The 24,550-nt window shown below is 64.4% G+C and carries 23 protein-coding genes; 8 read left to right on the top strand and 15 right to left on the bottom strand.

The window, feature by feature from the left end; translation table 11 throughout:
• Nucleotides 1–163 precede the first annotated feature (163 nt).
• The 3 genes from XW59_RS06040 to XW59_RS06030 form a co-directional block, all read right to left on the bottom strand.
• Nucleotides 164–1,414, bottom strand: a complete 1,251-nt coding sequence (locus tag XW59_RS06040; protein ID WP_047143814.1) for a L,D-transpeptidase family protein — start codon at nucleotides 1,412–1,414, stop codon at nucleotides 164–166.
• Between the two features lie 247 nt (nucleotides 1,415–1,661).
• Entirely contained in the window at nucleotides 1,662–2,174 is a 513-nt protein-coding gene (locus XW59_RS06035; protein ID WP_047143813.1) for a winged helix DNA-binding protein, read from the bottom strand.
• Nucleotides 2,175–2,381: 207 nt separating this feature from the next.
• Nucleotides 2,382–2,804 carry a DUF6163 family protein gene (locus XW59_RS06030; RefSeq protein WP_047143927.1) on the bottom strand — a complete coding sequence of 141 codons (423 nt, stop codon included), beginning with the start codon at nucleotides 2,802–2,804 and terminating at the stop codon, nucleotides 2,382–2,384.
• Nucleotides 2,805–2,963: 159 nt separating this feature from the next.
• Between XW59_RS06030 and hemB the strand changes: the two genes are divergently transcribed.
• Entirely contained in the window at nucleotides 2,964–3,995 is a 1,032-nt protein-coding gene (hemB, locus tag XW59_RS06025; RefSeq protein WP_047143812.1) for a porphobilinogen synthase, read from the top strand.
• Nucleotides 3,996–4,002: 7 nt separating this feature from the next.
• Here the strand turns inward: hemB and XW59_RS06020 are convergent, their stop codons facing one another.
• A complete protein-coding gene (locus XW59_RS06020; protein WP_047143811.1) occupies nucleotides 4,003–4,398 on the bottom strand; it encodes a type II toxin-antitoxin system VapC family toxin in 396 nt (131 codons plus the stop codon).
• Complete coding sequence (locus XW59_RS06015; protein WP_047143926.1) at nucleotides 4,398–4,637, bottom strand: type II toxin-antitoxin system VapB family antitoxin; 240 nt, start codon at nucleotides 4,635–4,637, stop codon at nucleotides 4,398–4,400. Before XW59_RS06015 ends, XW59_RS06020 begins: the two co-directional genes overlap by 1 nt.
• Before the next feature lie 178 nt (nucleotides 4,638–4,815).
• Here XW59_RS06015 and XW59_RS06010 point away from each other — a divergent pair, with 178 nt between their 5' ends.
• The 3 genes from XW59_RS06010 to XW59_RS06000 all read left to right on the top strand — a co-directional run bounded on the left by XW59_RS06010 (nucleotide 4,816) and on the right by XW59_RS06000 (nucleotide 7,157).
• Nucleotides 4,816–5,286, top strand: a complete 471-nt coding sequence (locus XW59_RS06010; RefSeq protein ID WP_047143810.1) for an RDD family protein — start codon at nucleotides 4,816–4,818, stop codon at nucleotides 5,284–5,286.
• A gap of 121 nt (nucleotides 5,287–5,407) precedes the next feature.
• A complete protein-coding gene (locus tag XW59_RS06005) occupies nucleotides 5,408–6,160 on the top strand; it encodes an arginyltransferase (RefSeq protein ID WP_047143809.1) in 753 nt (250 codons plus the stop codon).
• A gap of 97 nt (nucleotides 6,161–6,257) precedes the next feature.
• On the top strand, nucleotides 6,258–7,157 hold the full coding sequence (locus tag XW59_RS06000) for a DMT family transporter (RefSeq protein WP_047143808.1): 900 nt from the start codon (nucleotides 6,258–6,260) through the stop codon (nucleotides 7,155–7,157).
• 1 nt (nucleotide 7,158) lies between these two features.
• On the opposite strand, the gene XW59_RS05995 is transcribed toward XW59_RS06000, so the two are convergent.
• Nucleotides 7,159–8,673 carry an ATP-binding protein gene (locus XW59_RS05995; protein WP_047143807.1) on the bottom strand — a complete coding sequence of 505 codons (1,515 nt, stop codon included), beginning with the start codon at nucleotides 8,671–8,673 and terminating at the stop codon, nucleotides 7,159–7,161.
• A gap of 232 nt (nucleotides 8,674–8,905) precedes the next feature.
• On the opposite strand from XW59_RS05995, the gene XW59_RS05990 reads away from it, so the two are divergent.
• Nucleotides 8,906–10,573 carry an alpha/beta-hydrolase family protein gene (locus XW59_RS05990; RefSeq protein WP_246666009.1) on the top strand — a complete coding sequence of 556 codons (1,668 nt, stop codon included), beginning with the start codon at nucleotides 8,906–8,908 and terminating at the stop codon, nucleotides 10,571–10,573.
• Between the two features lie 34 nt (nucleotides 10,574–10,607).
• On the opposite strand, the gene parC is transcribed toward XW59_RS05990, so the two are convergent.
• Nucleotides 10,608–12,893 carry a DNA topoisomerase IV subunit A gene (parC, locus tag XW59_RS05985; protein ID WP_137326986.1) on the bottom strand — a complete coding sequence of 762 codons (2,286 nt, stop codon included), beginning with the start codon at nucleotides 12,891–12,893 and terminating at the stop codon, nucleotides 10,608–10,610.
• 222 nt (nucleotides 12,894–13,115) lie between these two features.
• Between parC and XW59_RS05980 the strand changes: the two genes are divergently transcribed.
• Nucleotides 13,116–14,300, top strand: a complete 1,185-nt coding sequence (locus XW59_RS05980; protein WP_047143805.1) for a hypothetical protein — start codon at nucleotides 13,116–13,118, stop codon at nucleotides 14,298–14,300.
• A 70-nt stretch (nucleotides 14,301–14,370) separates the two neighbouring features.
• On the opposite strand, the gene XW59_RS05975 is transcribed toward XW59_RS05980, so the two are convergent.
• From XW59_RS05975 to XW59_RS05955, 5 genes are all read right to left on the bottom strand, one after another.
• Nucleotides 14,371–14,577 carry a hypothetical protein gene (locus XW59_RS05975; RefSeq protein ID WP_246666008.1) on the bottom strand — a complete coding sequence of 69 codons (207 nt, stop codon included), beginning with the start codon at nucleotides 14,575–14,577 and terminating at the stop codon, nucleotides 14,371–14,373.
• Between the two features lie 10 nt (nucleotides 14,578–14,587).
• Nucleotides 14,588–15,295 (bottom strand): pyroglutamyl-peptidase I, encoded by a 708-nt coding sequence (locus tag XW59_RS05970; RefSeq protein ID WP_052957990.1) that lies wholly within the window; start codon nucleotides 15,293–15,295, stop codon nucleotides 14,588–14,590.
• 1 nt (nucleotide 15,296) lies between these two features.
• Entirely contained in the window at nucleotides 15,297–17,087 is a 1,791-nt protein-coding gene (gene aspS, locus XW59_RS05965; RefSeq protein ID WP_047143923.1) for an aspartate--tRNA ligase, read from the bottom strand.
• Between the two features lie 102 nt (nucleotides 17,088–17,189).
• Complete coding sequence (locus XW59_RS05960) at nucleotides 17,190–17,462, bottom strand: type II toxin-antitoxin system RelE/ParE family toxin (protein ID WP_052957989.1); 273 nt, start codon at nucleotides 17,460–17,462, stop codon at nucleotides 17,190–17,192.
• 31 nt (nucleotides 17,463–17,493) lie between these two features.
• The gene (locus XW59_RS05955; RefSeq protein WP_047143804.1) at nucleotides 17,494–17,751 is read right to left on the bottom strand and encodes a type II toxin-antitoxin system ParD family antitoxin; all 258 of its coding nucleotides are present in this window, start codon (nucleotides 17,749–17,751) and stop codon (nucleotides 17,494–17,496) included.
• Nucleotides 17,752–17,922: 171 nt separating this feature from the next.
• On the opposite strand from XW59_RS05955, the gene XW59_RS05950 reads away from it, so the two are divergent.
• Together XW59_RS05950 and rnd are read left to right on the top strand one after the other, a co-directional pair.
• Nucleotides 17,923–19,170 carry an MFS transporter gene (locus tag XW59_RS05950; RefSeq protein ID WP_047143803.1) on the top strand — a complete coding sequence of 416 codons (1,248 nt, stop codon included), beginning with the start codon at nucleotides 17,923–17,925 and terminating at the stop codon, nucleotides 19,168–19,170.
• A 78-nt stretch (nucleotides 19,171–19,248) separates the two neighbouring features.
• On the top strand, nucleotides 19,249–20,415 hold the full coding sequence (rnd, locus tag XW59_RS05945) for a ribonuclease D (RefSeq protein ID WP_047143802.1): 1,167 nt from the start codon (nucleotides 19,249–19,251) through the stop codon (nucleotides 20,413–20,415).
• Nucleotides 20,416–20,437: 22 nt separating this feature from the next.
• On the opposite strand, the gene XW59_RS05940 is transcribed toward rnd, so the two are convergent.
• Genes XW59_RS05940 through XW59_RS05930 form a run of 3 tightly spaced genes read right to left on the bottom strand, consistent with a single transcriptional unit; the run spans nucleotide 20,438 to nucleotide 24,549 of the window.
• Nucleotides 20,438–20,788 carry a VOC family protein gene (locus tag XW59_RS05940; protein WP_047143801.1) on the bottom strand — a complete coding sequence of 117 codons (351 nt, stop codon included), beginning with the start codon at nucleotides 20,786–20,788 and terminating at the stop codon, nucleotides 20,438–20,440.
• A gap of 36 nt (nucleotides 20,789–20,824) precedes the next feature.
• Nucleotides 20,825–22,342 carry an exopolyphosphatase gene (ppx, locus tag XW59_RS05935; protein ID WP_047143800.1) on the bottom strand — a complete coding sequence of 506 codons (1,518 nt, stop codon included), beginning with the start codon at nucleotides 22,340–22,342 and terminating at the stop codon, nucleotides 20,825–20,827.
• Nucleotides 22,339–24,549, bottom strand: coding sequence for an RNA degradosome polyphosphate kinase (locus XW59_RS05930; protein WP_047143799.1), 2,211 nt, complete (start codon nucleotides 24,547–24,549; stop codon nucleotides 22,339–22,341). Before XW59_RS05930 ends, ppx begins: the two co-directional genes overlap by 4 nt.
• Nucleotide 24,550 lies beyond the last annotated feature (1 nt).

Raw genomic sequence — 24,550 nt, 5'->3', positions numbered from 1 at the left:
CTTCGATTGCGGGGCCGAGGTCGAGCGCGCATTAACACACTTCCCCGCCTGCTTCCATGTTCGAGGCGCGAATTTTGATCGCTGCTTTGCGGCGTCACGACGCAAGCGCACGAAAAAGGCCGCCCGAACGCCGGACGGCCTCCAAAAGCTGGGTCGGATCCGATCAGAGGGTCGAGATCTGGAGCTCGTCGACGCCGTCGCGGCCGTAGATGTCGTCGCGGAAATGGGTGACGCCGTCGCCGGTCGACCAGGCCGAGACATAGGTGAAATAGACCGGAACCGGCAGTGCGAGCTGGACCGGCACGCTTTCGCCGGTCTGGATCGTCTGCTCGAAGCGCTGGCGCGTCCAGCCGTCAGTGCCGCGCAGCAGCCAGGTGACGAGGTCGCGCACGTTCTGAACGCGCACGCAGCCGGAAGAGTGGAAGCGCTCGTTCTCGGCGAACAGGCTCTGCTGCGGCGTGTCGTGCATGTAGACCGCGTGCGTGTTGGGGAAGTTGATCTTCACCGACGCCATCGCATTGATCTTGCCCGGATCCTGACGGAAGCGCAGCCTCGCGGCCTCCTCCGTCGACCAGTCGAGCGTCATCGGGTCGACCTCGTTGCCGTCGGGTCCCAGGATGCGGATGTTGTTGTTCTTCAGATAGTTCGGATCCTTGCGCATCAGCGGAATGATGTCCTTGCGGACGATCGATTCCGGAGCATTCCAATAGGGATTGACGATGATCTCGTTGATCTTGGAATTCAGGATCGGGGTCTGGCGATCGATCTTGCCGACGACCGCCGTATGGCGCGAGACGACGCGGCCGTTCTCCACCGCTTCGATCGACGCGGCCGGAATGTTCACCATCACGTAGCGCTGGCCCAGTTCGCCCGCCATTTCGCGCAGGCGGCCGAGATTGGTCTGGAGCTGACCGAGGCGAACCGGGGCCGTCACGTTGAGCGCGGCATAGGTGTAGCGGCCGGTCACGCCGTCGGCCGGAAGGCCGTGGCGCGTCTGGAAACGCTTGAGCGCGGCGTCGACATAGGTGTCGAAGGCCGGCGAAATACCGGCGCGCTCGGACAGATCGCCCGAAACCATCAGGCGGCGGCGCAGCGCCTCGACGGAAGGATCGACGACGCCGAGCTGCAGCTTGGCATTGGCCGGAACCATGGGCCAGCCGCCGTTGCCGACGATGTTGGAATATGCGCCGATCGCCTGCTCCGTGCTCATCACGGTCTGCTCGCTCATGATCGGAGTGGTGGAGCTCACCCTGCCGCCCTCGCTGGCGCGGGCGTCGAACTGGGTGTCCCAGTTGCCGCGGTTCGGCGAGTTCAGAATATCGTTGATGACATTCTGCGCCTGCGCGCGCTGCGAAACGGCCGCGACCGCAACGGCGCCGGCGGCTGTCAGAAAAGTTCGGCGAGTGGCTTTCATTGGGATATTCCCCGAAATTTACTATCGACCCAGACGGCGCATTATGAGGGGTAACCTTAACAAATCGCCAAACACCCCTCCCGCATCGCCGAACTTCTTAACGGAAGTCGCCTTTTCCGGTTCCATTTCAATATGGCGGTATCGTGGCCAAGCGGCCGTCCGCGCATGCCTAGCCGGCATAAAGAATGGCCGGCGTGGCTTTCCCACACCGGCCATTCACGATTCCCGATCCGCGGCGGAGCGTCGCTCACATGCGGTAAGCGATCGTGTCGTTCCAGAAGCGGTCGAGGCGCTGCAGGGCCCGGTTCATCTGGCGGAACTCGTCCTGGTTGATGCCGCCGACCTGTTCGATCGAGCCGATGTGGCGCTCGTAGAGCTTGCCGACCACCTCGGCCACCTCCTGGCCCTTCTCGGTCAGGCTCACCCGGACCGAGCGGCGGTCGATGCGCGAGCGCTGGTGGTTGATGAAGCCGAGATCGACCAGCTTCTTCAGATTGTAGGAGACGTTCGATCCCAGATAGTAGCCGCGCGAACGCAGCTCGCCGGCGGTCAGCTCGGCATTGCCGATATTGAAGAGCAGCAGCGCCTGGATGGCATTGATGTCGCTGCGGCCGTTGCGGTCGAATTCATCCTTGATCACGTCAAGAAGACGGCGGTGCAGCCTTTCGACGAGCTGAAGTGATTCCATGTAAAGGGAACGGATTGCATCCTTGCGCTCGGTGTTGGTTTCAACCGGCTGTGCGGACTGTCGCGAGTTCATCGTGGTCTAGCCTCTCGTTTAACGCCCGGTGACTTTTCTTTTGTTCTCACCTTGGCACGACCCTATCGAATGCCTCTAAAATTCGACTTAAACGCCAGCCTTAACAGGTGCTTACCCAAGCCCTGCCTCGAAAGAGGGTGAATCAACGATAAAGCGCGGTAAGAAATTCTTAGGGGTTCGCCGAGCGGCTTGCCCTGCCCGGGCTCCCTACTTCTCGGCCTGGCCCCGCTTCTGCAGGAGCATGACCACCCGGAAGGTGGCGTAGAGCAGCGCCACCAGCACGTGCGATATCACGAGCTGGTAGCGGTGGCCGAAGAGATCGGGAAAACCGACATACATCACCGCCTCGATCGCGGCGCAGATGAACCAGATGACCGGCCCCCAGGAAGCCATCATCCAGAGGCCGCTCGCGGCGAAGGGAAAGAGCACCGCCAGCGTGACGGAGGCGACCTGCCAGTGAGCCGGCATCAGGTCGAAGCGCCAGTTCGGGCCGTCATAATAACCGATGAGGCGGACCCAGTAGAGCATGCCGAACAGCAGGCAATAGAACGCGATCACCCGATGGAAGAGCTGATAGGTCAGCTCCGTGGTCGTCGCGCGCAACGGCGTGCGCTCGAATGCCTGCTGCATATGGGTACGGGACTCCTGCGATTCGAAGGAGCATATGATCGATGAAGGCGCGCGGAAAGCAAATCCCGCATCCGTCGGCGCGCGGCGATTTGATCCGATCGCAACGCTTTGAGCGGCAGCGGCGGCGTGATAGAACGCCGGCAATCGGAGCTTAGCATCATGCACAAGATCGCGCGCACGGGCCTCGCCGCCCCCAGGAACGTGGACGAGATAACCGGCAGCCGCCGCCTGCGCCGCATGCGCAAAGCCGACTGGTCGCGCCGGCTGGTGCAGGAGAACCGTCTGACCGTGGACGACCTGATCTGGCCGATCTTTCTGATCGACGGCGAGAACCGCCGCGAGGAAGTGGCGGCGATGCCGGGCGTCCACAGGCTTTCGGTGGACCTCGCGGTCAAGGAGGCCGAGCGCGCGGCGAAGCTCGGCATTCCGGCGCTCGCGACCTTCCCGAACGTCGATCTCTCGCTGCGCGACCAGACCGGCTCGGAAATCCTCAATCCCGACAATCTGATCAACCGCGCGACCCGCGCCATCAAGCAGGCCGTGCCGGAGATCGGCATGATCACCGACGCCGCGCTCGACCCGTTCACCAGCCACGGCCATGACGGCATCCTGCGCGACGGCATCATCGTCAACGACGAGACGGTGGACCAGGTCGCCGCCGCCGCGGTGTTGCAGGCCGCCGCCGGCTCCGACATCGTCGCGCCTTCCGACATGATGGACGGCCGCATCGGCGCGATCCGCGAAGCACTCGACGCCAACGGCTTCCAGGACGTGGCGATCATGTCCTACGCGACCAAGTTCGCCTCCGCCTTCTACGGCCCCTATCGCGAGGCGATCGGCACGAGCGGACTGTTGAAGGGCGACAAGAAAACCTACTACATCGACCACGCCAACAGTGACGAGGCGATCCGGGAGACCGAGCAGGATCTTGCCGAAGGCGCCGACATGATCATGGTCAAGCCCGGCCTGCCCTATCTCGACATCATCTGCCGCCTGAAGGACGAGTTCCGCGTCCCGACCTTCGCCTATCAGGTCTCGGGCGAGTATTCGATGATCGAGGCGGCGGCCGCCAATGGCTGGATCGACGGCGAAAAGGCGATGCTGGAAAGCCTCCTCGCCTTCAAGCGGGCGGGCTGCGACGGCATCCTCACCTATTTCGCGCCGCGTGTCGCGGAGCTGTTGAGGGGATAGGGCGCGGCTACCCCGCCTCTATGTCGGTTTTCGTGAAGTCGCCGCCCTTGAACATCAGCGGCTGGTCGAATTGCCTCGCGCAGGCATAGGCGAAACAATCACCGAAATTGAGCTGTGCCGGATGTCGGCCCTTTCCGAACCTCTCAAAAGCATCGACCGCCGTTTTCCAGGTTTGAGGCGGCACCGCGACAAGCTCGATGTCCATCAAGGCGAGATATTTCTCGATCTCTTCCGCCACTTCTCCCGTCGGCAGACCCAATATGCGGGCAACGGCGATCGTGGTCTCCCAGACGGCGAGAGGCGAGGTCATGCGGACCTTGCTTCGTTGCAAGCGCGAGAGGAGCTCCCGCGCATCCTCCTCATTAGTGAGCATGGCGGTCAGGGCCGAAGCATCGACGAACATCAGTCTCTCTCGTAAAGGCTGTCCCGGAACGCCTTGTTCGCAGGTCGTCCGTCCCTGGCCCTCTTCCGCAAAGTACGCGTGAACGTCACGCCCGTCTCCACCAAGGGCGGCTTGCCGGTTTCACGCTCCAGTTCGTTCTCCAGCGCCCGATGTACGGCCTCCGTAAGTCCGACCTGCTTGAGCGCGGCCAGCTTCCTGGCAAGCACGTCGGTGCGCTCATTCTTTATATGAAAGGCCATGCGGATATCCTTTGTAGTGTATCCCACTATCATCTAAAGGATATCCGAATGAGGCGGCAATGTCATCAACCATATCAAACAAGGGCAAGCGATCCGCCGACATGGCTCCGTGCTTGAATTCGCTTGCGGAACGCACCATCTGCAACTTTGGCGCTTCTGCCGAAATGCGGGAAGATCGATGAACACACGCGTTCTTGATGGCGAAATCATCAGCTCCAGGCTCGACGACATGCGCGTCTATGACGGCGTGCGCACGCGCCGGGTCATGGCTTTCCTGATCGACTACCTGATCGTCGGCCTCCTGCTGATTCCCTTCGCGATCCTGGTTTTCCTGCTCGGCATCATCACGCTCGGCCTCGGCTGGGCACTGTTCGGCGTTCTCGCGCCGGCCGTGGCGCTCATCTATGTCTGGAACACGCTGGGCGGCATCAACCAGGCCACGCTGGGCATGCAGATGATGGGCATCCGCCTTGAGCGGCTGGACGGGCGTCCCGTCGACGGCATGCTGGCCATCGTCCATTCGGTGCTTTTCTGGGCCGGCAACGTGCTTCTGACGCCGCTCATCCTGCTTGCGACGCTGTTTCTCGACCGCAAGCGCACGGTCCACGACCTGCTGCTCGGCACGGTGGTGACGCGCAGCGACCGCTGATCCGACGCCGGTCTGTCCTTACGTCAGCATCACATAGGCGCGCGCACCGCACTTTCCTGTTGACGTTTTCCTCCCGCGAGACAAGCCTAGGGGGAGGATAGCACTTCTTGCAGCACCATCCATGACGCAGCATCCGACCCAGTCTCCGCAATTCTTCCTGACAGCGCCCTCGGCCTGTCCGTATGTGGAGGGTCAGTTCGAGCGCAAGGTCTTCACCCACCTCGTCGGCGAAAAGGCGCCGGAGCTGAACGACCTGCTTACGCAGGGCGGGTTCCGCCGCTCGCAGAACATAGCCTACCGGCCGGCCTGCGAAACCTGCCGCGCCTGCATATCGGTGCGCATCCTCGCCAGCGAGTTCGCGCCGACGCGCAACATGAAACGCGTCGCGTCGCGCAACGCGGATCTCATCGGCGTCGCCCACGACGCGGAGCCTTCGACGGAGCAATATTCGCTGTTCCGCGCCTATCTCGACGCCCGCCACAAGCGCGGCGGCATGTCCGACATGACCGTCCTGGATTATGCGATGATGGTGGAGGACACGCATGTCACCACCAAGATCATCGAATACCGCCGGCGCGGGCCGGATACCTTCGTCACCGGCAAGGGCGAAGGCGAGCTGATAGCCGTCGCCCTCACCGACCAGATGAGCGACGGCTTGTCGATGGTCTATTCCTTCTACAATCCCGAGCTCGTCGACCGCTCGCTCGGCACCTTCATGATCCTCGACCACATCGCGCGGGCGAAGAGCGCTGGCCTGCCCCATGTCTATCTCGGCTACTGGGTCAACGGCTCGCGCAAGATGGCCTATAAGGTCCGCTTCAAACCTCAGGAGCATCTGGGCCCCAAGGGCTGGGAACGCTACGAGGCGGACTGATCCGCCAAGATGGCGGCGCCTCGGCGGGGCGTCCGCGCCAGCGGCCCGAATTTCCTGCCATCGTTCGCAATTCGCCCGCCGGAGCCGCTTTTCCCTCATGTCCGCAAAGTTTTCCGATCATTCCAAGGGACTGATCCTCACCGCGATAGGCGGGATGACGCTGACCATCGACATTCCGCTGGTCAAGCTCGCCAATGGGGACCTCTGGTCGATCCTGCTGGTGCGCACCGGCACCACGCTGATCGCCGCGCTTCTGGTTTGGTCCTTGTGGCGGCGTTTTGGCGGCAACGCTCCCAAGCTCATCCCGGGACGGGAAGGCCTCGCGGTCGCCCTCCTCTACGGTCTCGGCTCGATCACCTTCGTGAGCGCCGTCTTCAACACGTCGACGGCCAATCTCGTCTTCATCCTGACCTTCAACACCGTGTTTTCGGCACTGCTTTCCTGGATATTCCTCAAGGAGCGGCCGCGCCCGGCGACCATCGCCACCATGTTCGCGATGATGGTCGGCGTGCTGATCATCGTCGGCGACAGTGTGGGTACCGGAAGCCTCTTCGGCGACGTTCTCGCGCTTGCCTCGTCCTTCTGCGTCGCATCCGCCATCACGATCACGCGGGCGAGCGGCAAGGACATGGGCTTCACCGCGCTGGTTGCCGTCGCGCTGCCCTGCCTCGTCGCCGCGTTCATGGTCGGGCGGAACGGCTTCGACATGGAGGTGCCGTGGTGGATCATCCTCAACGGCGCGGTGATCATGCCGATCTCGTTCTTCTGCCTGGCGACCGGGCCGAAATACATCTCCGGCCCGGAAGTGGCGATGTTCTACATCCTGGAAACGGTGCTTGCGCCGATCTGGGTCTGGCTGATCTTCACCGAAGTGCCGTCACGACAGAGCCTGATCGGCGGACTGATCCTCGTCACCGCCCTCGTCTCGCATTCGATCTGGCAGATACACCAGGGCCGCAAGCGTCGCGCCGCGATGACGCTCAGGCACTCGATCTGATCTATTCGGCCGCGTCGCGGCGTTCCGCTTCCTCATCCGGCCGGTTCGGGTCGCCCGGCGCCGTCTCGCAGCCGAGATCGGGAAAGACGACGATGCGCAGCCCGTGGAAATCGGTGCGCACCACGAGCAGGCCGCGCTCCTCGAAATAGGTCAGCAGGCGGCGCGCCCGCGACAGCGAATGCGTGCCGTAGGCGCGGGCGAGCGTCGCGTCGGATGGGCAGGGCTCGCCGGAAACCGCCGCCTGGGCGACGATGAGGAACACGCCCTGAATGTCGTCCGTCAGGCTTTCCGACATGGCGAGCGCCTGCTGCCAGACCTCCCCCGACGCCATGTCCTCGTCCATGCCGGCGCGTGCTATGGCGAGCCTACGCTTGAAGGTGGCGAGGTCCAGCGGTTCGCCCGGTACGCGGTGGATACGGCAGCGCACCAGGAAATCCTGGTAGAGGACCGCCACCGAGCGAAACGAGGCATCGGGATCCTCTACGATCTCTCGCATCACCTTGGTGAGGAGCGCGTCGCGCTCGGCTTCGTCGATCTCGGGAAACAGCGATGCCGGCGCCGCCTCGATTTCCGGCCGCGGCCTGGAAAGCTGCGCGAGGATTTCAGCCGTCGGCGTCGGCGGAGGCGGTGGCGGCGGACGCCGCACCGGCTGCCGGAATTCCTGCGGGTCCACCTTGAAGATGAGTTCGGCGGCATCTTCCGGCGCGGTTTCCGGCAGCGGCATCAGCTTCGGGCTGACCGAACGCGCCGAGGTTTCGACCGGCCCGATGGAAACGGGCAGGGAGCGGCGCGAAATGGCGGGTCCCAGCGCCACGAATTTTCCACGCTCCAGGTCGCGGAACTGCTCCGCCTGACGGCGGTCCATTCCGAGCAGGTCGGCCGCGCGCGCCATGTCGATATCGAGGAAGGTGCGGCCCATGAGGAAGTTCGACGCCTCGGCGGCCACGTTCTTGGCGAGCTTCGCCAGGCGCTGCGTGGCGATGACGCCGGCAAGGCCGCGCTTGCGGCCGCGGCACATCAGGTTCGTCATCGCGCCCAGAGACAATTTGCGCGCCTCGTCGGAAACCTCGCCCGCCGCCGCCGGCGCGAAGAGCTGGGCCTCGTCCACCACCACCAGGACCGGATACCAGTAGTCGCGTTCGGCATCGAACATGCCGCCGAGGAAGGCGGCGGCCGCGCGCATCTGCTGCTCGACGTCGAGCCCCTCGAGATTGAGCACGACGGAAACGCGATGCTGGCGGATGCGGCCGGCAATGCGCGTCAGTTCGGCTTCCGTGCGCGCCGCGTCGACCACGACATGGCCGAACTTGTCGCCGAGCGTGACGAAATCACCTTCCGGATCGATCACGCATTGCTGCACCCAGGGCGCCGACTGCTCCATCAGCCTGCGCAGGAGATGCGATTTGCCCGAACCCGAATTGCCCTGCACCAGCAGGCGGGTGGCAAGCAATTCCTCCAGATCAACCATGGCCGGCGCGCCGCCGGCGCCCGTGCCGAGATCGATACCGACCTTCATCTGCTCACTCCGGATATCATGCCGGGGGCAGGCATAGCATCGCACGGCCGATGATGCGCGGGTCCAGGCAAGAAATGCACAGGAGCTTCGCCGCCCCAAAGGGCGATGTGACGATATTTTCCGTTGGGTCTCGCCCGGCTTTGTGCGAGCATCGGCACGAATTGCCCGAGACTTCGCTTAAACGCCGCCAGAATTCACACAGCGTCCGCCTGCCATGTCGTCCAATACCACCTTGAGCAAACTGACCACCGTGTTGCCCTCCTGGCTCTTCGCGCCGGCGCGCACGCTCTCGGTGGTCGGCATTCTGCTCGGCACGCTGTTCTTCGCCGCGTCGCTGACGCCGAGCCTGCTGCCGCGCGCGCCGCTGATGCAGGGCGTGCTTTCCGGCTGCTCCTTCGCGGCCGGCTACGGCATCGGCGTCTTCAGCCGCTGGCTGTGGACCTATATGGGCTTCCGGCTGCCGAACGCCCGCTTCAGGACGAACATCACCTGGCTTGCCGGCGCCGCATGCGCCGTGATCGTCCTCATCTTCCTGTGGCGCGAGGCGGAATGGCAGAACTCGGTGCGCACGCTGATGGGGCTGGAGCCCGTGCACAGCGCGCAGCCGCTGACCGTCGGCACCATCGCGCTCGCGGTCTTCGCGGTGCTGATCGTGGTCGCGCGGCTCTTCGCCCTGACGTTCCGGCTCCTGTCGCGCTGGCTGGAGCGCTATGTTCCGAGACGGGTCTCGCGCGTCATCGGCATATTCCTCGCCGTCGGGCTGTTCTGGTCGATCGTCGACGGTGTTCTGTTCCGCTTCGGATTGCGCGTCGCCGACAGCTCGTTCCAGCAATTCGACGAGTTGATGGAATCGGGCGTGGAGAAGCCGACCGATCCGCTCAGCACGGGCAGCGCGGCCTCGCTCATCAATTGGGACGAAATGGGCCGCGCGGGCCGCGAGTTCATCTCCACCGGGCCGACGAAAGAGGAGATGGACGCCTATTTCGGCGCGGAAACGCTCGAGCCGATTCGGGTCTTCGTCGGCCTCAACTCGGCCGGCACGGCGGAGGAGCGCGCCAAACTCGCGCTCGACGAACTGAAGCGCGTCGGCGCCTTCGAACGCTCGCTGCTCGTCATCGCCACGCCCACCGGAACCGGCTGGATGGACCCGGCCGCCACGGACACGCTCGACTACCTGCATCGCGGCGACGTCGCGACGGTCGCGGTGCAATATTCCTACCTGACGAGCTGGCTGTCGCTTCTGGTCGAGCCGGGTTACGGCGCGGAGACGGCCCGCGCCCTCTTCAAGGAGGTCTACGAGCACTGGACCCATCTGCCGCACGACAGCCGTCCGAAGCTCTACGTCTACGGATTGAGCCTCGGCGCGCTCAATTCGTCGCTGTCGAGCGACGTCTACGACATCATCGGCGATCCGTATCAGGGCGCGCTATGGGCGGGGCCGCCGTTCAACACGCCGAGCTGGCGCGCCGCCACCGCGGGCAGGAATCCGGGCTCGCCCGCCTGGCTGCCGCGCTTCCGCGACGGCTCGGTGATCCGCTTCACCGACCAGCACAACGCGCTCGAAATACCCGGCGCCGAATGGGGGCCGATGCGGATCATCTACCTGCAATATGCGAGCGATCCGGTCACCTTCTTCGATCCGCAATCCTTCTACCGGCAGCCGGCCTGGATGTACGATCCGCGCGGCGCGGACGTGACCCCCGAACTGCGCTGGTTTCCGATCGTGACCTTCCTGCAATTGCTGCTCGACATGGCCGCGGCCACCACCGCGCCGATCGGCTACGGCCATCTCTATTCGCCGGTCCACTATATCGACGCCTGGGCGGCGCTGACGGATCCTGAAGGCTGGGACGCCGAGAGCATCGCCAAGCTGAAGGCGGATTTCGCCGCGCGCTTCTGACCGCCGCGACCAAGCGGCGGTCAGAAGCGAAAGTTCAGCCGAACTTGCCGGTACGCGGAAAACCCTTCGGCACCATGCGGCCGGCGCCCGCGCGGCTCGCCAGCCATTCCGCCAGTTCGTCCTTCGACTTGACGAAGGTCCGATCGGCCGAATCCTGCCAGGTCAGCCCCGCGTCGATGGCGAAGGTCTTGGCGTCGGAGACGCCGCCGTCCTTGTATTTCTGCAGCCGCACACCCTTGCCCCGCGTCATTTCGGGGATCTCGGCCAGCGGGAAGATCAGGAGCTTGCGGTTCTCGCCGACGATGGCGACGTGGTCGCCGGCGACGGGAATGCAAAGCTTGGCCTCGTCGGGCGTCTTCACGTTGACCACCTGCTTGCCCTTGCGGGTGTTGGCGACAACCTCGACCTCCGGCACCACGAAGCCGTTGCCCTGGTACGAGCCGACGAGCAGCTTGCGCGAAGGATCGTGCACGAAGGCGGTGACGATGTCCTGATCGTTCTCCATGTCGACGATGATACGGATCGGCTCGCCATGGCCGCGCCCGCCGGGCAGGCGGTCGACGCCGATCGTGTAGAACTTGCCGCCGGTGGTGAAGACCAGCACCTTGTCCGTCGTCTGCGCATGGAACGCCAGCTTGAGCTTGTCGCCCTCCTTGAAGGAGAGGCTCTCGAAATCCGCGAGATGGCCCTTCATGGCGCGCAGCCAGCCTTTTTCGGAGACCACCACCGTGACCGGCTCGCGCTCGATCATGGCGTGGTGGATGTCGCTGACGTCGTGCTCGGGCGCATCGGCGAACTGGGTGCGCCGGCGGCCGAGCTCGGTATGGGAGCCGAAGCGGTCGCGCAGCTTCTCCACCTCCCAGCGGATCGTCTTCCACTGCTTGGCGTCCGAGCCCAGCAGCGCCTCGATCTGGGCCTTTTCCGCCGTCAGCGCGTCGAACTCCTTGCGGATCTCGAATTCCTCCAGCTTGCGCAATGCGCGCAGCCGCATGTTGAGGATGGATTCGACCTGGAGATCGGTCAGGTCCCACCGCGCCATCATCACCGGCTTGGGCTCGTCCTCCTCGCGGATGATGCGGATCACCTCGTCGATGTTGAGATAGGCGATGAGGTAGCCGCCAAGCACCTCGAGGCGGCGTTCGATCTCGGCGAGCCGGTGCCGCGAACGGCGGACGAGCACCTCCCTGCGATGCTCCAGCCATTCCTTCAGAACGTCCCTCAGCGACAGGACGTTCGGCACCTTGCCGCGCGAAAGCACGTTCATGTTGAGCGGGAAGCGCGATTCCAGTTCGGTGAGCTTGAACAGCGATTCCATCAGGATCGCGGGATCGACGGTGCGGCTCTTCGGCACCAGCACGACGCGCACGTCCTCCGCGCTCTCGTCGCGCACGTCGTCGAGCAGCGGCAGCCGGCGGGCAAGAAGCAGTTCGGCGATCTTCTCGATCAGGCGCGACTTCTGGACGCCGTAGGGAATTTCCGTGACGACGATCTGCCAGGTGCCCCTGCCCTGGTCCTCCTGCTCCCATTTGGCGCGCACGCGGAAGGAGCCGCGGCCTGTCTTGTAGGCTTCGAGGATCGTGTCGAAATGGTCGACGATGATGCCGCCGGTCGGGAAATCGGGCCCACGGACCTTGTTCTCGTCGGGGTCGCCGGCATGCGGCTCGCTGGTCATCAACTCCTCGACCGTGGCCTCGGGATTGTCGATGAGATGAAGAGCCGCCTTGCAGAGCTCGGCCACGTTGTGCGGCGGGATGGAGGTCGCCATGCCGACCGCGATGCCGGACGAGCCGTTGGCGAGAAGGTTCGGGAACGCGCCCGGCAGGACGACAGGTTCCTCGTCCTCCTCGTTGTAGGTCGGGCGGAAATCGACCGCGTCCTCGGTGATGCCCTCGAGCAGCGCGGATGCGACCTCGGTCATGCGCGCCTCGGTGTAGCGCATGGCGGCGGCGTTATCGCCGTCGATATTGCCGAAATTGCCCTGTCCGTCGACCAGCGGGTAGCGTACGGAGAATGACTGGGCGAGGCGCACCAGCGCGTCGTAGATCGACTGGTCGCCGTGCGGATGGAACTTGCCCATCACCTCACCGACGATGCGGGCGCATTTCGCGAAGCCCTGCTCGGGGTTGAGGCGCAGAAGACGCATGGCGTGCATGATGCGGCGGTGGACCGGTTTCAGGCCGTCGCGCACGTCCGGCAGGGCGCGGTGCATGATGGTCGACAGCGCATAGGCGAGATAACGCTCCTCGAGCGCTTTCCTCAAGTCGACCGGTTCGATATTGTCGCCGCCGTCGGAGCCGGGCGGAATAAGGCTTTTTCCCATGAGTTCCGGTTATCCGAGAGGGCGATTCGCGGCAAGAGGCGCATTGTCCCGGTATTGTCCATAACTCGGATACATTCATCTTCAGGTTGCCGGCGGAAGAGGTTCAACCGATTTTTCGGTGAAAACCGGCTTTCTTTCCACGCCTCCTTGCCGCCACCTTATTTTCCGGTCTTTATCTTCGGCGTAAGGGCTGGGGAAACGAGATACACAACAGGGATCGCAATGAACTCAGTGCTTGGACAATCCAAATTGCTCGCCGCATGCGGTCTCATGGCCGCGCTGCCGCTGCAGGCGGCTCAGGCGCAGAATGTCGACGGCGCGCTCGATCGGCTGAAGGAGCTCACCGTCGGCCAGGGCATCGTGCTCGACTGGCAGGACGCCAGGATCTCCGGCTCCGACGTCGAGCTCGTCGGCGTGACGGCGAAGGCCGGTGAGGAGACGGCGGTCGTGGGCGATGTCCAATTGAAGGGCATCGGCGAGATCGACCAAGGCTACCGCATCGCCGAAATCACCCTGCCGCAGTACAAATTCGGCGGCGACGAGGGTTCGCTCGCGCTGGACGGCATCTCGATGACCGACGTCATCCTGCCGAACGAAGCCGAAATCGACAGGTTCGGCGGCTTCCTCTTCTACAAGACCGCCGACATGGCGAAGGCGGCGTTCACGATCGACGGCACCGACATCTTCACCATGGACGACCTGCGCGTCGAGGTGACGGAACCGGTCGGCGACGGCCCGATGAGCTTCATCGGCAATGCCCGCAATTTCAACGTCGATCTCTCCATCGTGGACGACCCGAATTCCAAGGCGGTGATCGAGGCGCTCGGATACCAGACCCTGACCGGCGACTTCCAGATGGCGGGAAGCTGGCGCGCCAGCGATGGGCGCATGGAGCTGTCGCAATACGACGTCACGGTGAACGACGCGGGAACGCTCGGGCTCTCCTTCGATCTCGGCGGCTACACGACCGATTTCGTCAAGTCGCTACGCGAGTTGCAGCAGCAAATGGCGGAAAGCCCCGAGGGCGAGGACAATTCCGCGCAAGGGCTGGCCATGCTCGGGCTGCTGCAGCAGCTCAATTTCCATCGCGCGGAGATCACATTCGCCGACGATTCGCTGACCGGAAAACTGCTCGACTACGCCGCGAAGCAGCAGGGCACCACGCCGTCGAACGTCGCCAACCAGGCGAAGGCGGTGCTGCCCTTCGTGATGGCGCAGCTCAACAATCCGGACCTGACCAAGATGGTCGCCTCGGCGGTGTCCACGTTCCTGGACGATCCGAAGAGCCTGCGCGTCACCGCCGCGCCGGAGGAACCGGTGCCGTTCGCGTTGATCATGGCCGGTGCCATGTCGGCACCGCAGGAACTGACCAAGACGCTCGGTGTGAACGTCACGGCGAACGACTGAGCCTCACCCTCGACCTTGAAAGGAAAAGGCCCGGTCGACGCCGGGCCTTTCTCCTGTTCGAACGAGGGGCTCAGGCCGTCTCCAACTCCGCCGCGAGCCGCTCGAACAGTTCGCGCCAGCCCTCCTCCCGATTCTTCACCCCATCCGGAGCACCGTCGAAGAAGGCGGCCTGCTCGGTATAGGTGAGCAGCATGCCGCCTTGCGTGGGCGACAGCAGAATGGTCGCGAGAGACACGGACATCAGCTCGCCGCCGATCGCCATCCGATAGGAAACCACGATGCGGCGATCAGGAACGATGTCGTGGCAGTAGGCTTCGTTGCCGATCTCGGGGATTCGGCTTTTCAGCCCAGGCTGCGACGCTGGCATCGATGATCAGCCGGGCGCCGGCGACGAGATCGTCTATGCCCATGGCGTGCGGATTTTCCGGCTCGGCCTCCTTCAGCGGCGGCACGTGAACGAAGCCGGACATGACCGGACGCAGCCCGTCGCAGGCATAGGCGAGCGACAGCGTCATGACGGTGTTGCACAGATAGCCGCCGGCGTCGTCGGACCATTCGACCGGCAGGCCGGCCAAGGCGAGGCGTTCGGCGATCCGATCCAGCGGCAGCGTCGACGGCAAGATGTCGGGTCCTGCGCAGATCAGCGCCGCGTCTGGCATGTGGCCGGACTGGTCCGGCCGCGCCTCGGCATGACTGTTACGCGCGACACGCTCCAGCCTGAAGCCCGAACATTCGCGCGCGAGACCGAAATGGATCACGATGTCGGGCAGGAATTCGCGGCCGATCGCCGAAAGCCGGTCCTGGATCGTCGCATATTCGACCGCGAGCACGTCGGCGCGGAACGCCTCGATCCCCTCGCCCGTGGGCGGCTCGTCATGAAGGATGCGGGCGAGCGCCTCGGTGGGATTCACCGGCGCCCCGGGAAAGACGGAAAAGCCCGTGACCAGGATGCGGACAGGACGCGCCGGGGCGGAAGCTTCCGGCGCGCCGGCCATGTCAGTCGTCCTTCTTCGGCGCCACCGTACGAAGATGCAGCTCGCGCAATTGCTGCGCAGAGGCATCGGAAGGCGCGTTCATCAGCAGATCCTGCGCCTGCTGGTTCATCGGGAACATCGTGATCTCGCGCAGGTTCTTCGCCCCGCAGAGCAGCATCACCACGCGGTCGATGCCCGCCGCCATGCCGCCATGCGGCGGCGCGCCGTACTGGAACGCGCGGTAGAGGCCGCCGAAACGCTCCTCCACGTCGTCGCGGCTGAAGCCGACGATCTCGAACGCCTTGACCATCGTCTCGGGAAGATGGTTGCGGATGCCGCCCGACGAGATCTCGAAGCCGTTGCAGACGAGGTCGTACTGGAACGCCTTGATTGTCAGCGGATCCTGGCCTTCCAGCGCATCGATGCCGCCCTGCGGCATGGAGAACGGGTTGTGGCCGAAATCGATCTTCTTCTCGTCCTCGTTCCACTCGAAGAACGGGAAGTCGACGATCCAGCACAGCTCGAAACGGTCGCGGTCGACGAGGTTCAACTCCTCGCCGGCGCGCGTGCGCGCGGCACCGGCGAAACCGGCGAACTTCTTCGGATCGCCGGCGACGAAGAAGCAGGCGTCGCCGTCCTCCAGGCCGAGCTGGGTACGGATCGCGTCGGTGCGCTCCTCGCCGATGTTCTTGGCGATCGGACCGGCGCCCTCGAGCTTGTCGCCCTCCTTGCGCCAGAAGATGTAGCCGAGGCCGGGCTGCCCCTCGCCCTGCGCCCATGAGTTCATGCGGTCGCAGAAGGCGCGCGAGCCGCCGGTCTTGGCCGGGATCGCCCAGACTTCCGCCTTGGCGTCATTGGCGAGGATGTTGGCGAAGACCTTGAAGCCGGAGCCGCGGAAATGCTCCGACACCTCCTCCATGACGATCGGGTTGCGCAGGTCCGGCTTGTCGGAGCCATATTTGCGCATGGCGACGTCGTAGGGAATGCGCGGGAATTCCCGCGTCACCGGCTTGCCGTCGGCGAAGGTCTCGAACACGCCGCGCATCACCGGCTCGACGGTCGAGAGCACGTCCTCCTGCTCCACGAAGCTCATTTCGAGGTCGAGCTGGTAGAACTCGCCCGGCAGGCGGTCGGCGCGCGGGTCCTCGTCGCGGAAGCACGGCGCGATCTGGAAATAGCGGTCGAAGCCCGACACCATGATCAACTGCTTGTAGACCTGCGGCGCCTGCGGCAGCGCGTAGAACTTGCCGGCATGGATACGCGAGGGCACGAGGAAGTCGCGCGCGCCTTCCGGGCTCGACGCCGTGAGAATCGGCGTCGAATATTCGGTGAAGCCCGTCTCCGCCATGCGTCGGCGCATCTCGGCGATGATCCTGGTGCGCATGACGATGTTCTTGTGCAGCGTCTCGCGGCGCAGGTCGAGGAAACGATATTTCAGGCGGATGTCTTCCGGATAGTCCGGCTCGCCGAAGACAGGAAGCGGCAGCTCCTTGGCCGCCGACAGCACTTCCATGTCGCGCGCGAAAATCTCGATCTCGCCGGTCGGCAGGTTCGCATTGACGGTCTCGGCGGTGCGCGCCTTGACCTCGCCGTCGACGCAGATGACCCATTCGCCGCGAACGGTCTCGGCGGTCTTGAAGCAGGGCGAATCCGGGTCGGCGACGATCTGCGTCAGGCCGTAATGATCGCGCAGGTCGATGAACAGCAGGCCGCCATGGTCGCGCACGCGGTGAACCCAGCCCGAGAGGCGGACGGACGAACCGACGTCCGATTTTCTGAGTTGAGCGCAGGTATGGCTGCGATAACGGTGCATGGGATAGTCTTCCAATTGTCCTGAAGCTTCGCGAGAGGCCGGCACTCGATAGAACGGCAGCCTCGAAAATCCGCGCGAAAAGCGCATGCGAGCCATGATTTGTCAAGGTAAAGGGCGCGGCGGGCTAAATCTCCAGCCCGCGAATGCTGCGGCCGTGGACGACGGCGACGATGAGCAGCCCCCGATCTCTTCCTGGTACAGGATCACATGGCTGCCATGCTCGTGGCGCCGAAGCCCGGGCGCTATCGTGCTCGAAAGACGGCCGATGCGCGGATGCCGCGTCAGCATGGCAAAGCAGTCCTCCAATTCCTTCTGATATTCGACCGCCTGAATCGGGCCGAACCTCTCAAGTCCGTAGACATAAATGTCGATCAAATTCTGGTTTGCTCTCGCGGACAGCCGGAACTTAGTCACGCAGCAAACCACGCTCGCGCGCGATCCGGTTTCCTTCCGCGATGCGTTCTTCGAACGTCATCGTGCTGATCCCGCTCTCCAGCCCCTCGGCAACGATGCGGCGGAGTTCGGCGAGGCGTTCGTCATGGTCGCGGTCGCGGCGAACCAGCTCGCTGATATAGTCGCCCGAACTGGAGAACTGCCCTTCGCGCACCTGCGCGTCGATCCATTCCTTGATCTGGTCCGGCACTGATACGGTCACGGTCGCCATGTCACGCGCTCCTTAGCGTTCCCGAAGATAAGGAATAGCCACCCGTCAGGCAAGGAGATCCGCCCTCGCCCGCCGGCCGCCGTGGACCACAATGCGGCGGAAACTGCCGGTAGCCTCGTTTGCCGGCGCATCCTATAGATGGGCTTCCAACGCCCGAAAATCTCCGGTCCTATGCAAAGCCTGCGACCACTCTACCCGATCCTGACGGCGGCCGGCATCCTGCTCGCGGGAAACGGGCTCCAGGGCACGCTGATCGCGCTGCGCGGCGCACAGGAAGGGTTCTCGCCGTTCCTCATCGGTTTCATGGGCGCGTCCTATTTCGCCGGCTTCTTCTTCGGCTGCATGGTGATCACCCACATGCTGCGCGCGGTCGGCCATATCCGCGTCTTCGCGGCACTCGCCGCGATCGCCGCCTCGATGACGCTGATGCTCGTTCTCGTCGTCGACCCGGTCGTCTGGATCGTGCTGCGCTTCATCGTCGGCTTCTGCTTCTCCGGCCTCTTCACCGTGATGGAAAGCTGGATCAATTCCGGCATCGGCAATGAAGGCCGTGCCCGCGCGCTCGCCGTCTACCGCATCATCGACCTCGGCTCGGTCACGCTTTCCCAGTTCATGATCCCGCTTTTCGGCACCGACGGCTTCGTCATCTTCGGCGTCATGGCGATCATGATCACGCTTTCGCTCGTGCCGGTCTCGCTCGGCGACCGCTCCAACCCGCAGCCGCCGAGCGAGGTCGCGCTCGACGTTTGGGGCGTTTGGCGCCTCTCGCCGGTCGCCTGCGCGGCAAGTCTCGTCGCGGGCCTCACGAACAGCGCCTTCCGCCTCGTCGGCCCGATCTATGCGCAAGGGATCGGCCTTTCGGTCAGCGACGTCGCGATCTTCATCAGCCTCGGCGTCATCGGCGGCGTCGCCCTGCAATATCCGCTGGGCTCGCTGTCGGACCGTTGGGACCGGCGCATGGTGCTGCTGATCTCCTCCGGCTGCGCCATGGTGACCGGCATCGTCATCGCGCTTTTCGCCGGCAGCGACCGCATCGCCAATTTCGTGCTGGTGACGATCTTCGCGGCCTTCGCGCTGCCGCTCTATTCGCTGGCGGCCGCCCATGCCAACGACAACGCCGGCAAGGGAGAATTCGTCAAGATCGCCGCCGTGCTGATGTTCTTCTATTCCATCGGCGCGGTGATCGGTCCGCTCGCGTCCTCGCTGCTGATGGAGCAATACGGGCTGTCGGCGCTCTTCGTCTTCTCCAGCGCGGTCTATGCCATTTTCGTGGCCATGACCGCCTATCGCATGCGCATCCGAGGGCCCGTGCCGAAATCGCAGCGCGGCCGTTTTACCGCGCTGCTTCGCACCTCGCCGGTCTTCGCACGCCTCGCCCAGCGCGCAAGCGAGCGGAAAAATGGCGACGGGGAGAGATGACGCTGCGGCACAAAAGGGTTGACGGATCACAAGCCGGCTGGAATTGAGGCAGACGATTTTACCACTTATGGAAGTTTGATGCATCTCATCACAAGGCAAGACGAACTGGAAACGGCCATCCGCGCGCTGGAGCAATCCGCGTTCGTCACCGTCGACACCGAGTTCATACGCGAAACCACGTTCTGGCCCGAGCTGTGCCTGATCCAGATGGCCGCTCCGGGGGTGACCGCCCTGGTCGACCCGCTTTCGCCCGGCATCGATCTGAAACCCTTCTTCGACCTGATGGCGAACGAGAATGTGGTGAAGGTCTTCCATGCCGCGAGGCAGGACATCGAGATCATCTTCCATCTCGGCGAGCTCATTCCGCATCCGGTGTTCGACACCCAGGTCGCCGCCATGGTCTGCGGCTTCGGCGACAGCGTTTCCTACGACCAGCTGGTGCAGAGGGTGACCGGAACGAGGCTCGACAAATCCTCCCGTTTCACCGACTGGCGCCATCGTCCGCTCTCCGACCGGCAGCTCGAATACGCGCTGGCCGACGTCACCTATCTGATCGAGGTCTATCAGTATCTCGGCGCCGAGCTGGATCGCGAGAACCGCGCGCACTGGCTGAACGAGGAGATGGACGTGCTGACGGCGCGCGAGACCTATGATCCGCATCCCGACGACGCCTGGAAGCGGCTCAAGATGCGTGTGAAGAAGCCGCAGGAGCTCGCCGTCGTGCAGGCCGTCGCCGCGTGGCGTGACCGCGAGGCGCGCGAACGCAACGTCCCGCGCGGGCGCGTCATCAAGGACGACACGATCTACGAGATCGCCCAGCAGGGACCGCGTGACGCCGCCGCGCTCGGCAGGCTGCGCTCGATCCCCAAGGGATGGGAGCGTTCCTCCACCGCTTCCGCACTGCTCGCGGTCGTCAATGCAGCGCTCGACATGCCGAAGGAAGACATGCCGAAACTGCCGAAGATGACCCAGCAGCCGGAAGGCACGAGTGCCGCGGCCGAACTGCTCAAGGTGCTGCTCAAGCTGGTGGCGGAAAAGGAAGGCGTGGCGCCGAAGGTGCTCGCCTCAAGCGACGACATCGAGAAGATCGCCGCCACCGGCGAGGATGCCGACGTGCCGGCGCTCCATGGCTGGCGGCGCGAAGTATTCGGCGAAAAGGCACTCAGCCTGGTGCGCGGCGAGATCGCGCTGAAGTTTCACAAGCGCAAGATCGCCGTCCTCGAAATCCCTCCGGCATCGACCTGACGTCCCGTTCGCGGCCCGCGTTTCAGACGTGGGCGAGAATATTGACGAGGCGGCCGAACGGGTCGCGCACGTAGAAGCGGCGCACGCCCCAGGGCTCCGTCGCGGGCCCGTATTCGACGACCATCCCAGCCTGGACCATCCTGCGGTGAACATCGTCGAGATCGTCCACCTCGATCGACAGGTCGGGCACCGACGTTCCCGACCCGCCCTCGGTCGCGATACTGATTTGCGGTGTGGTGCTCGCTTCGGAGGCGAACGTCACGATCCAGCCGTGATCCATCACGACATCCATGCCGAGAATGTCGCCATAGAACGCCTTGGCACCTTCGAGGCCGGGCGCTGCGATATTGGCGACTATGCGCTTTACGGTCATGCGGTCCTCCCGAACATGATCATCACACGGCCGAGTTTAGCCTTCTCCGATCACGATCTCCATCGGCCGCCCGAGAACCTTGGAAAGCTGGGACATGCGCCCGTCGGGACGCTCGCCCATCAGGGCGGCATGCCGCGGCGGCACGACCAGCGACAGCCCGCCGTCTGGCCGGTCCCGCCATTTCAGATCCGCCATGACACCGGGCATGGAGGCTGAAAAGAGATAGACCACGCGCAGGAGCGCGCCCAGGATGCGCGCGCGCTCGACATAGCGCGGACCGGCAAGGGCCCGCATTTCCGGGGACACGGCGTCGTCGAACACGCCCTCGTGGCGGAAGAGATTGGCAAGCGCGATGAAGGCCCTGCCCGGATGGTCGACGCCGATGAAGGAAGCGTGGGCGATGATGTTGAGCGACTGCGTGCCGCGATATTCGGGATGCGCGCGCCAGCCGATATCGGCCAGCAGGCAGGCCGCCCGCCGGTAGCGCTCCTCGTCCCCGGTTTCCTCGAGGCCGAACGCCCTGAACGCCTCGCCGGTCCATTCCGCCAGCTCGCGCGCATGGGCGACCGAGCGGGCGCGCAGGATCGCAAGCTCCTCGGCGGCCGAAATGAGCGGATCGGAAAGCTTCTCCCGCTCGTCGAGAAGCGAATAGAGATAGCCCTCGCGCACGCCCAGCGCCGAGACGATGATCTTCGACGGCTTCATGGCGCGGATGATCTCCTGCAGCACGGTCGCACCGTAAGGCAGAAGCGCGCGGCGGCTCTTGGAGATGCGATCCAGCCCCTTGATCTTGTCCATTTCGCCGCTGGCGACGTCCCGCAGGAAACCGGCCGAGCTTTCGACGTCGAATTCGTAATTGTGCATCACGCTCAGCGGATAGCCGGTCGTGTTCATGTGCAGTCGCGCCAGGTTTCGCCAGGTGCCGCCGACGCAATAGAACGCCCTGCCCCGCCCGGCTTCGAGCAGCTTGGCGCGGCGCAGCTCGGTCCGGGCGATCTTGATCGCGGCGGTCGGCGAGCTCTTCGCCATGTCCTGCAGGCGCAGGCCGCCCAGCGGCAGGGTGATGCCGTCGCCGATCTCGCGACCCGACACGTCGACCAGTTCGAGACTGCCGCCGCCCAGGTCACCGGCGATTCCGTCGGCGCGGTGGAAGCCCGAGATGATGCCCTGCGCGGAATAGAAGGCTTCCTCGCGGCCGCTGAGAACGCGGATCTTGGCGCGGAGGATGTCTTCCGCCCGGCGGATGAAATCCATGCCGTTCTCCGCCTCGCGCGCGGCGGCGGTGGCGATCACGTGGAGCGATTCGGCGCCGGCCTGGTCCGACAGCGCGCGGAAACGGCGGAACTCTCCGACGGCGCGCTGCACGGCCTCGGGGTCGAGGCGGCCGGTGGAGACGATGCCGCGCCCGAGGCCGGCAAGCATCTTCTCGTTGAAGAGCACGGTCGGCGAACGCGCCACGCCCTCATACACCACCAGACGGATCGAGTTCGATCCGATGTCGATGATCGACAGTGGCCGGCGATCCTGGAGCCGGCCTTGGGAAGCGGCCATCATGCGCCGGCTGCTGCGCTGGCTTTCTTGCGGCGCTTGTGCTGCGCGATGCGCTTGGGAGCGTGGGACTTGAGGGCATGCCCCCGACCGGACAGGCTCGGATTCGTCATGAAGTATTCCTGCGCGTTGAACGGTTCTTCGCCCTCCTCCGGCACCATGCGCCGGGAAGTTCCGTCTGCCAATACTTCGAAACTTTGCTGGTTGTCCATGATGTTTCCGAGCATGATCTGCCCAAGCACCTGCTCGTGAACGGTCGGATTGGTGATCGGAACCATGGTTTCGACCCGCCGGTCGAGGTTCCTGGGCATGATGTCGGCGGAGGCGATATAGACGATCGCCTCGTCGGAAGGCAGGCCGTGGCCGTTGCCGAAGCAATAGATGCGGCTGTGTTCGAGGAACCTGCCGACGATCGATTTGACCCGGATGTTTTCCGACAGGCCCGGCACTTGCGGGCGCAGGCAGCATATGCCGCGCACGACCAGGTCGATCTCGACCCCCGCGCGGCTCGCCTCGTAGAGCGCATCGATCACGAGCGGATCGACGAGCGAGTTCATCTTCATCCAGATCTGCGCGGGCTTGCCGTCCTGGGCGAACTTCACCTCGCCGGCGATGTGCTCCAGAATCCGGCTGCGCAGGGTGAAGGGCGAGATAGCCATGCGCATGTCATGGGTCGGCTCGGCATATCCGGTGATGAAATTGAAGATCTGGGCCACGTCGCGGGCGATCGCCGGATCGCTGGTGAAATAGGAGAGATCGGTATAGATGCGCGCCGTGATCGGATGGTAGTTGCCGGTGCCCAGATGCACGTAGTTGCGCAGCTTGCTGTCCTCGCGGCGCACCACCAGCGACATCTTCGCATGCGTCTTCAATTCGATGAAGCCGAACACCACCTGCACGCCGGCGCGCTCCAGGTCGCGCGCCCAGCGGATGTTCGCCTCCTCGTCGAAACGGGCCTTCAATTCCACCAGCGCCGTCACCGACTTTCCCGCCTCCGCGGCGTCGATCAGCGCGCGGACGATCGGACTGTCGTTCGAGGTGCGATAAAGCGTCTGCTTTATGGCCACCACTTCGGGATCGAGCGCGGCCTGCCTGAGGAACTGCACCACCACGTCGAAGGATTCATAGGGGTGGTGGACGATGATGTCCTTCTCGCGGATCGCCGCGAAGCAGTCTCCGCCGTGCTCGCGGATGCGCTCGGGAAACCGGGGATTGTAGGGGGTGAACTTCAGGTCGTCGCGCGGCAGCGAGACGATCTCGGATATCTGGTTTACCGCCAGAGGGCCCTGGAGCATGCTGATTCGGCCGGCGCTCACGCCGAGCTCGCTCGCCACGAACTCGCGCAGCTCCTCCGGCATCTCGTCGTCGAATTCGATGCGGATGACCTGCCCGCGGCGGCGGCGCTTCAGCGCGCTCTCGAACAGGCGCACCAGATCCTCCGCCTCCTCCTCCACCTCGATATCGCTGTCGCGGATGATGCGGAAAGTGCCGGACCCCTTGACCTCGTAGCCCGGAAACAGCTTGCCGATGGACATGCTGACCACGTCCTCGAGCGTGATGAAGCGCACGATGCTCTTGCGGTCCGGCAGGCGGACGAAACGCTTGAGCGCGACCGGCAGGCGCAGGAGCGCCGTCATCTGCTCGCCGTCGCGGCGGTTGCGGAGCTGGAGGGCGATCGAGAAACCCAGGTTCGGTATAAACGGGAACGGATGCGCCGGGTCGATCGACAATGGCGTCAGCACCGGGAAGATCGCCTCCCGGAAATGCTCGTCGAGCCATGCCTTGTCGTCCTTGTTGAGCGCGGCGGCGCGGACGATCTCGATGCCTTCCTTGCGCATCAGGTCCGTGAGGCGCGAATAGCTCGCCTGCTGGTCCTCCTGCAGTCGCTCGACCTCGAGAAGCGCGTGCTCGAGCTGCTGTTCCGGCGTGCGGCCGTCCGGGCTCTTGACGGCGATGCCGGCGCGAACCTGACCGGCGAGGCCCGCCACGCGCACCATGAAGAATTCGTCGAGATTGGTGGCCGAGATCGACAGGAAGCGGACGCGCTCCAACAGCGGATGGTGCGGGTTCTGCGATTGCTCGAGCACGCGGCGATTGAACTGCAGCCACGAGAATTCGCGGTTGACGAAACGGTCGGGATTGCCCCCGGACACGATTGTCAGGTCCCCCGCCTCGCCCGTGAATTCGCTCGTTGCCGGCTTCAGTTCGTTCATG

It is taken from the genome of Aquamicrobium sp. LC103, assembly GCF_001014615.2.
GTDB lineage: Bacteria > Pseudomonadota > Alphaproteobacteria > Rhizobiales > Rhizobiaceae > LBCQ02.
This window is presented reverse-complemented; position numbering and strand designations above follow the sequence as displayed.

What these genes read in the sequence shown, in the direction of transcription:
- XW59_RS05950 (WP_047143803.1), top strand. Translation starts at nt 17,923, where the DNA reads ATGCAAAGCCTGCGACCACTCTACCCGATCCTGACGGCGGCCGGCATC.
- XW59_RS06020 (WP_047143811.1), bottom strand. Translation starts at nt 4,398, where the DNA reads ATGTTCGTCGATGCTTCGGCCCTGACCGCCATGCTCACTAATGAGGAG.
- XW59_RS06005 (WP_047143809.1), top strand. Translation starts at nt 5,408, where the DNA reads ATGACGCAGCATCCGACCCAGTCTCCGCAATTCTTCCTGACAGCGCCC.
- XW59_RS05955 (WP_047143804.1), bottom strand. Translation starts at nt 17,751, where the DNA reads ATGGCGACCGTGACCGTATCAGTGCCGGACCAGATCAAGGAATGGATC.
- aspS (WP_047143923.1), bottom strand. Translation starts at nt 17,087, where the DNA reads ATGCACCGTTATCGCAGCCATACCTGCGCTCAACTCAGAAAATCGGAC.
- hemB (WP_047143812.1), top strand. Translation starts at nt 2,964, where the DNA reads ATGCACAAGATCGCGCGCACGGGCCTCGCCGCCCCCAGGAACGTGGAC.
- parC (WP_137326986.1), bottom strand. Translation starts at nt 12,893, where the DNA reads ATGGGAAAAAGCCTTATTCCGCCCGGCTCCGACGGCGGCGACAATATC.
- XW59_RS06030 (WP_047143927.1), bottom strand. Translation starts at nt 2,804, where the DNA reads ATGCAGCAGGCATTCGAGCGCACGCCGTTGCGCGCGACGACCACGGAG.
- XW59_RS06010 (WP_047143810.1), top strand. Translation starts at nt 4,816, where the DNA reads ATGAACACACGCGTTCTTGATGGCGAAATCATCAGCTCCAGGCTCGAC.
- rnd (WP_047143802.1), top strand. Translation starts at nt 19,249, where the DNA reads ATGCATCTCATCACAAGGCAAGACGAACTGGAAACGGCCATCCGCGCG.
- XW59_RS05970 (WP_052957990.1), bottom strand. Translation starts at nt 15,295, where the DNA reads ATGGCCGGCGCGCCGGAAGCTTCCGCCCCGGCGCGTCCTGTCCGCATC.
- XW59_RS06035 (WP_047143813.1), bottom strand. Translation starts at nt 2,174, where the DNA reads ATGAACTCGCGACAGTCCGCACAGCCGGTTGAAACCAACACCGAGCGC.
- XW59_RS06040 (WP_047143814.1), bottom strand. Translation starts at nt 1,414, where the DNA reads ATGAAAGCCACTCGCCGAACTTTTCTGACAGCCGCCGGCGCCGTTGCG.
- XW59_RS05995 (WP_047143807.1), bottom strand. Translation starts at nt 8,673, where the DNA reads ATGAAGGTCGGTATCGATCTCGGCACGGGCGCCGGCGGCGCGCCGGCC.
- XW59_RS06000 (WP_047143808.1), top strand. Translation starts at nt 6,258, where the DNA reads ATGTCCGCAAAGTTTTCCGATCATTCCAAGGGACTGATCCTCACCGCG.
- XW59_RS05980 (WP_047143805.1), top strand. Translation starts at nt 13,116, where the DNA reads ATGAACTCAGTGCTTGGACAATCCAAATTGCTCGCCGCATGCGGTCTC.
- ppx (WP_047143800.1), bottom strand. Translation starts at nt 22,342, where the DNA reads ATGATGGCCGCTTCCCAAGGCCGGCTCCAGGATCGCCGGCCACTGTCG.
- XW59_RS05940 (WP_047143801.1), bottom strand. Translation starts at nt 20,788, where the DNA reads ATGACCGTAAAGCGCATAGTCGCCAATATCGCAGCGCCCGGCCTCGAA.
- XW59_RS05930 (WP_047143799.1), bottom strand. Translation starts at nt 24,549, where the DNA reads ATGAACGAACTGAAGCCGGCAACGAGCGAATTCACGGGCGAGGCGGGG.
- XW59_RS06015 (WP_047143926.1), bottom strand. Translation starts at nt 4,637, where the DNA reads ATGGCCTTTCATATAAAGAATGAGCGCACCGACGTGCTTGCCAGGAAG.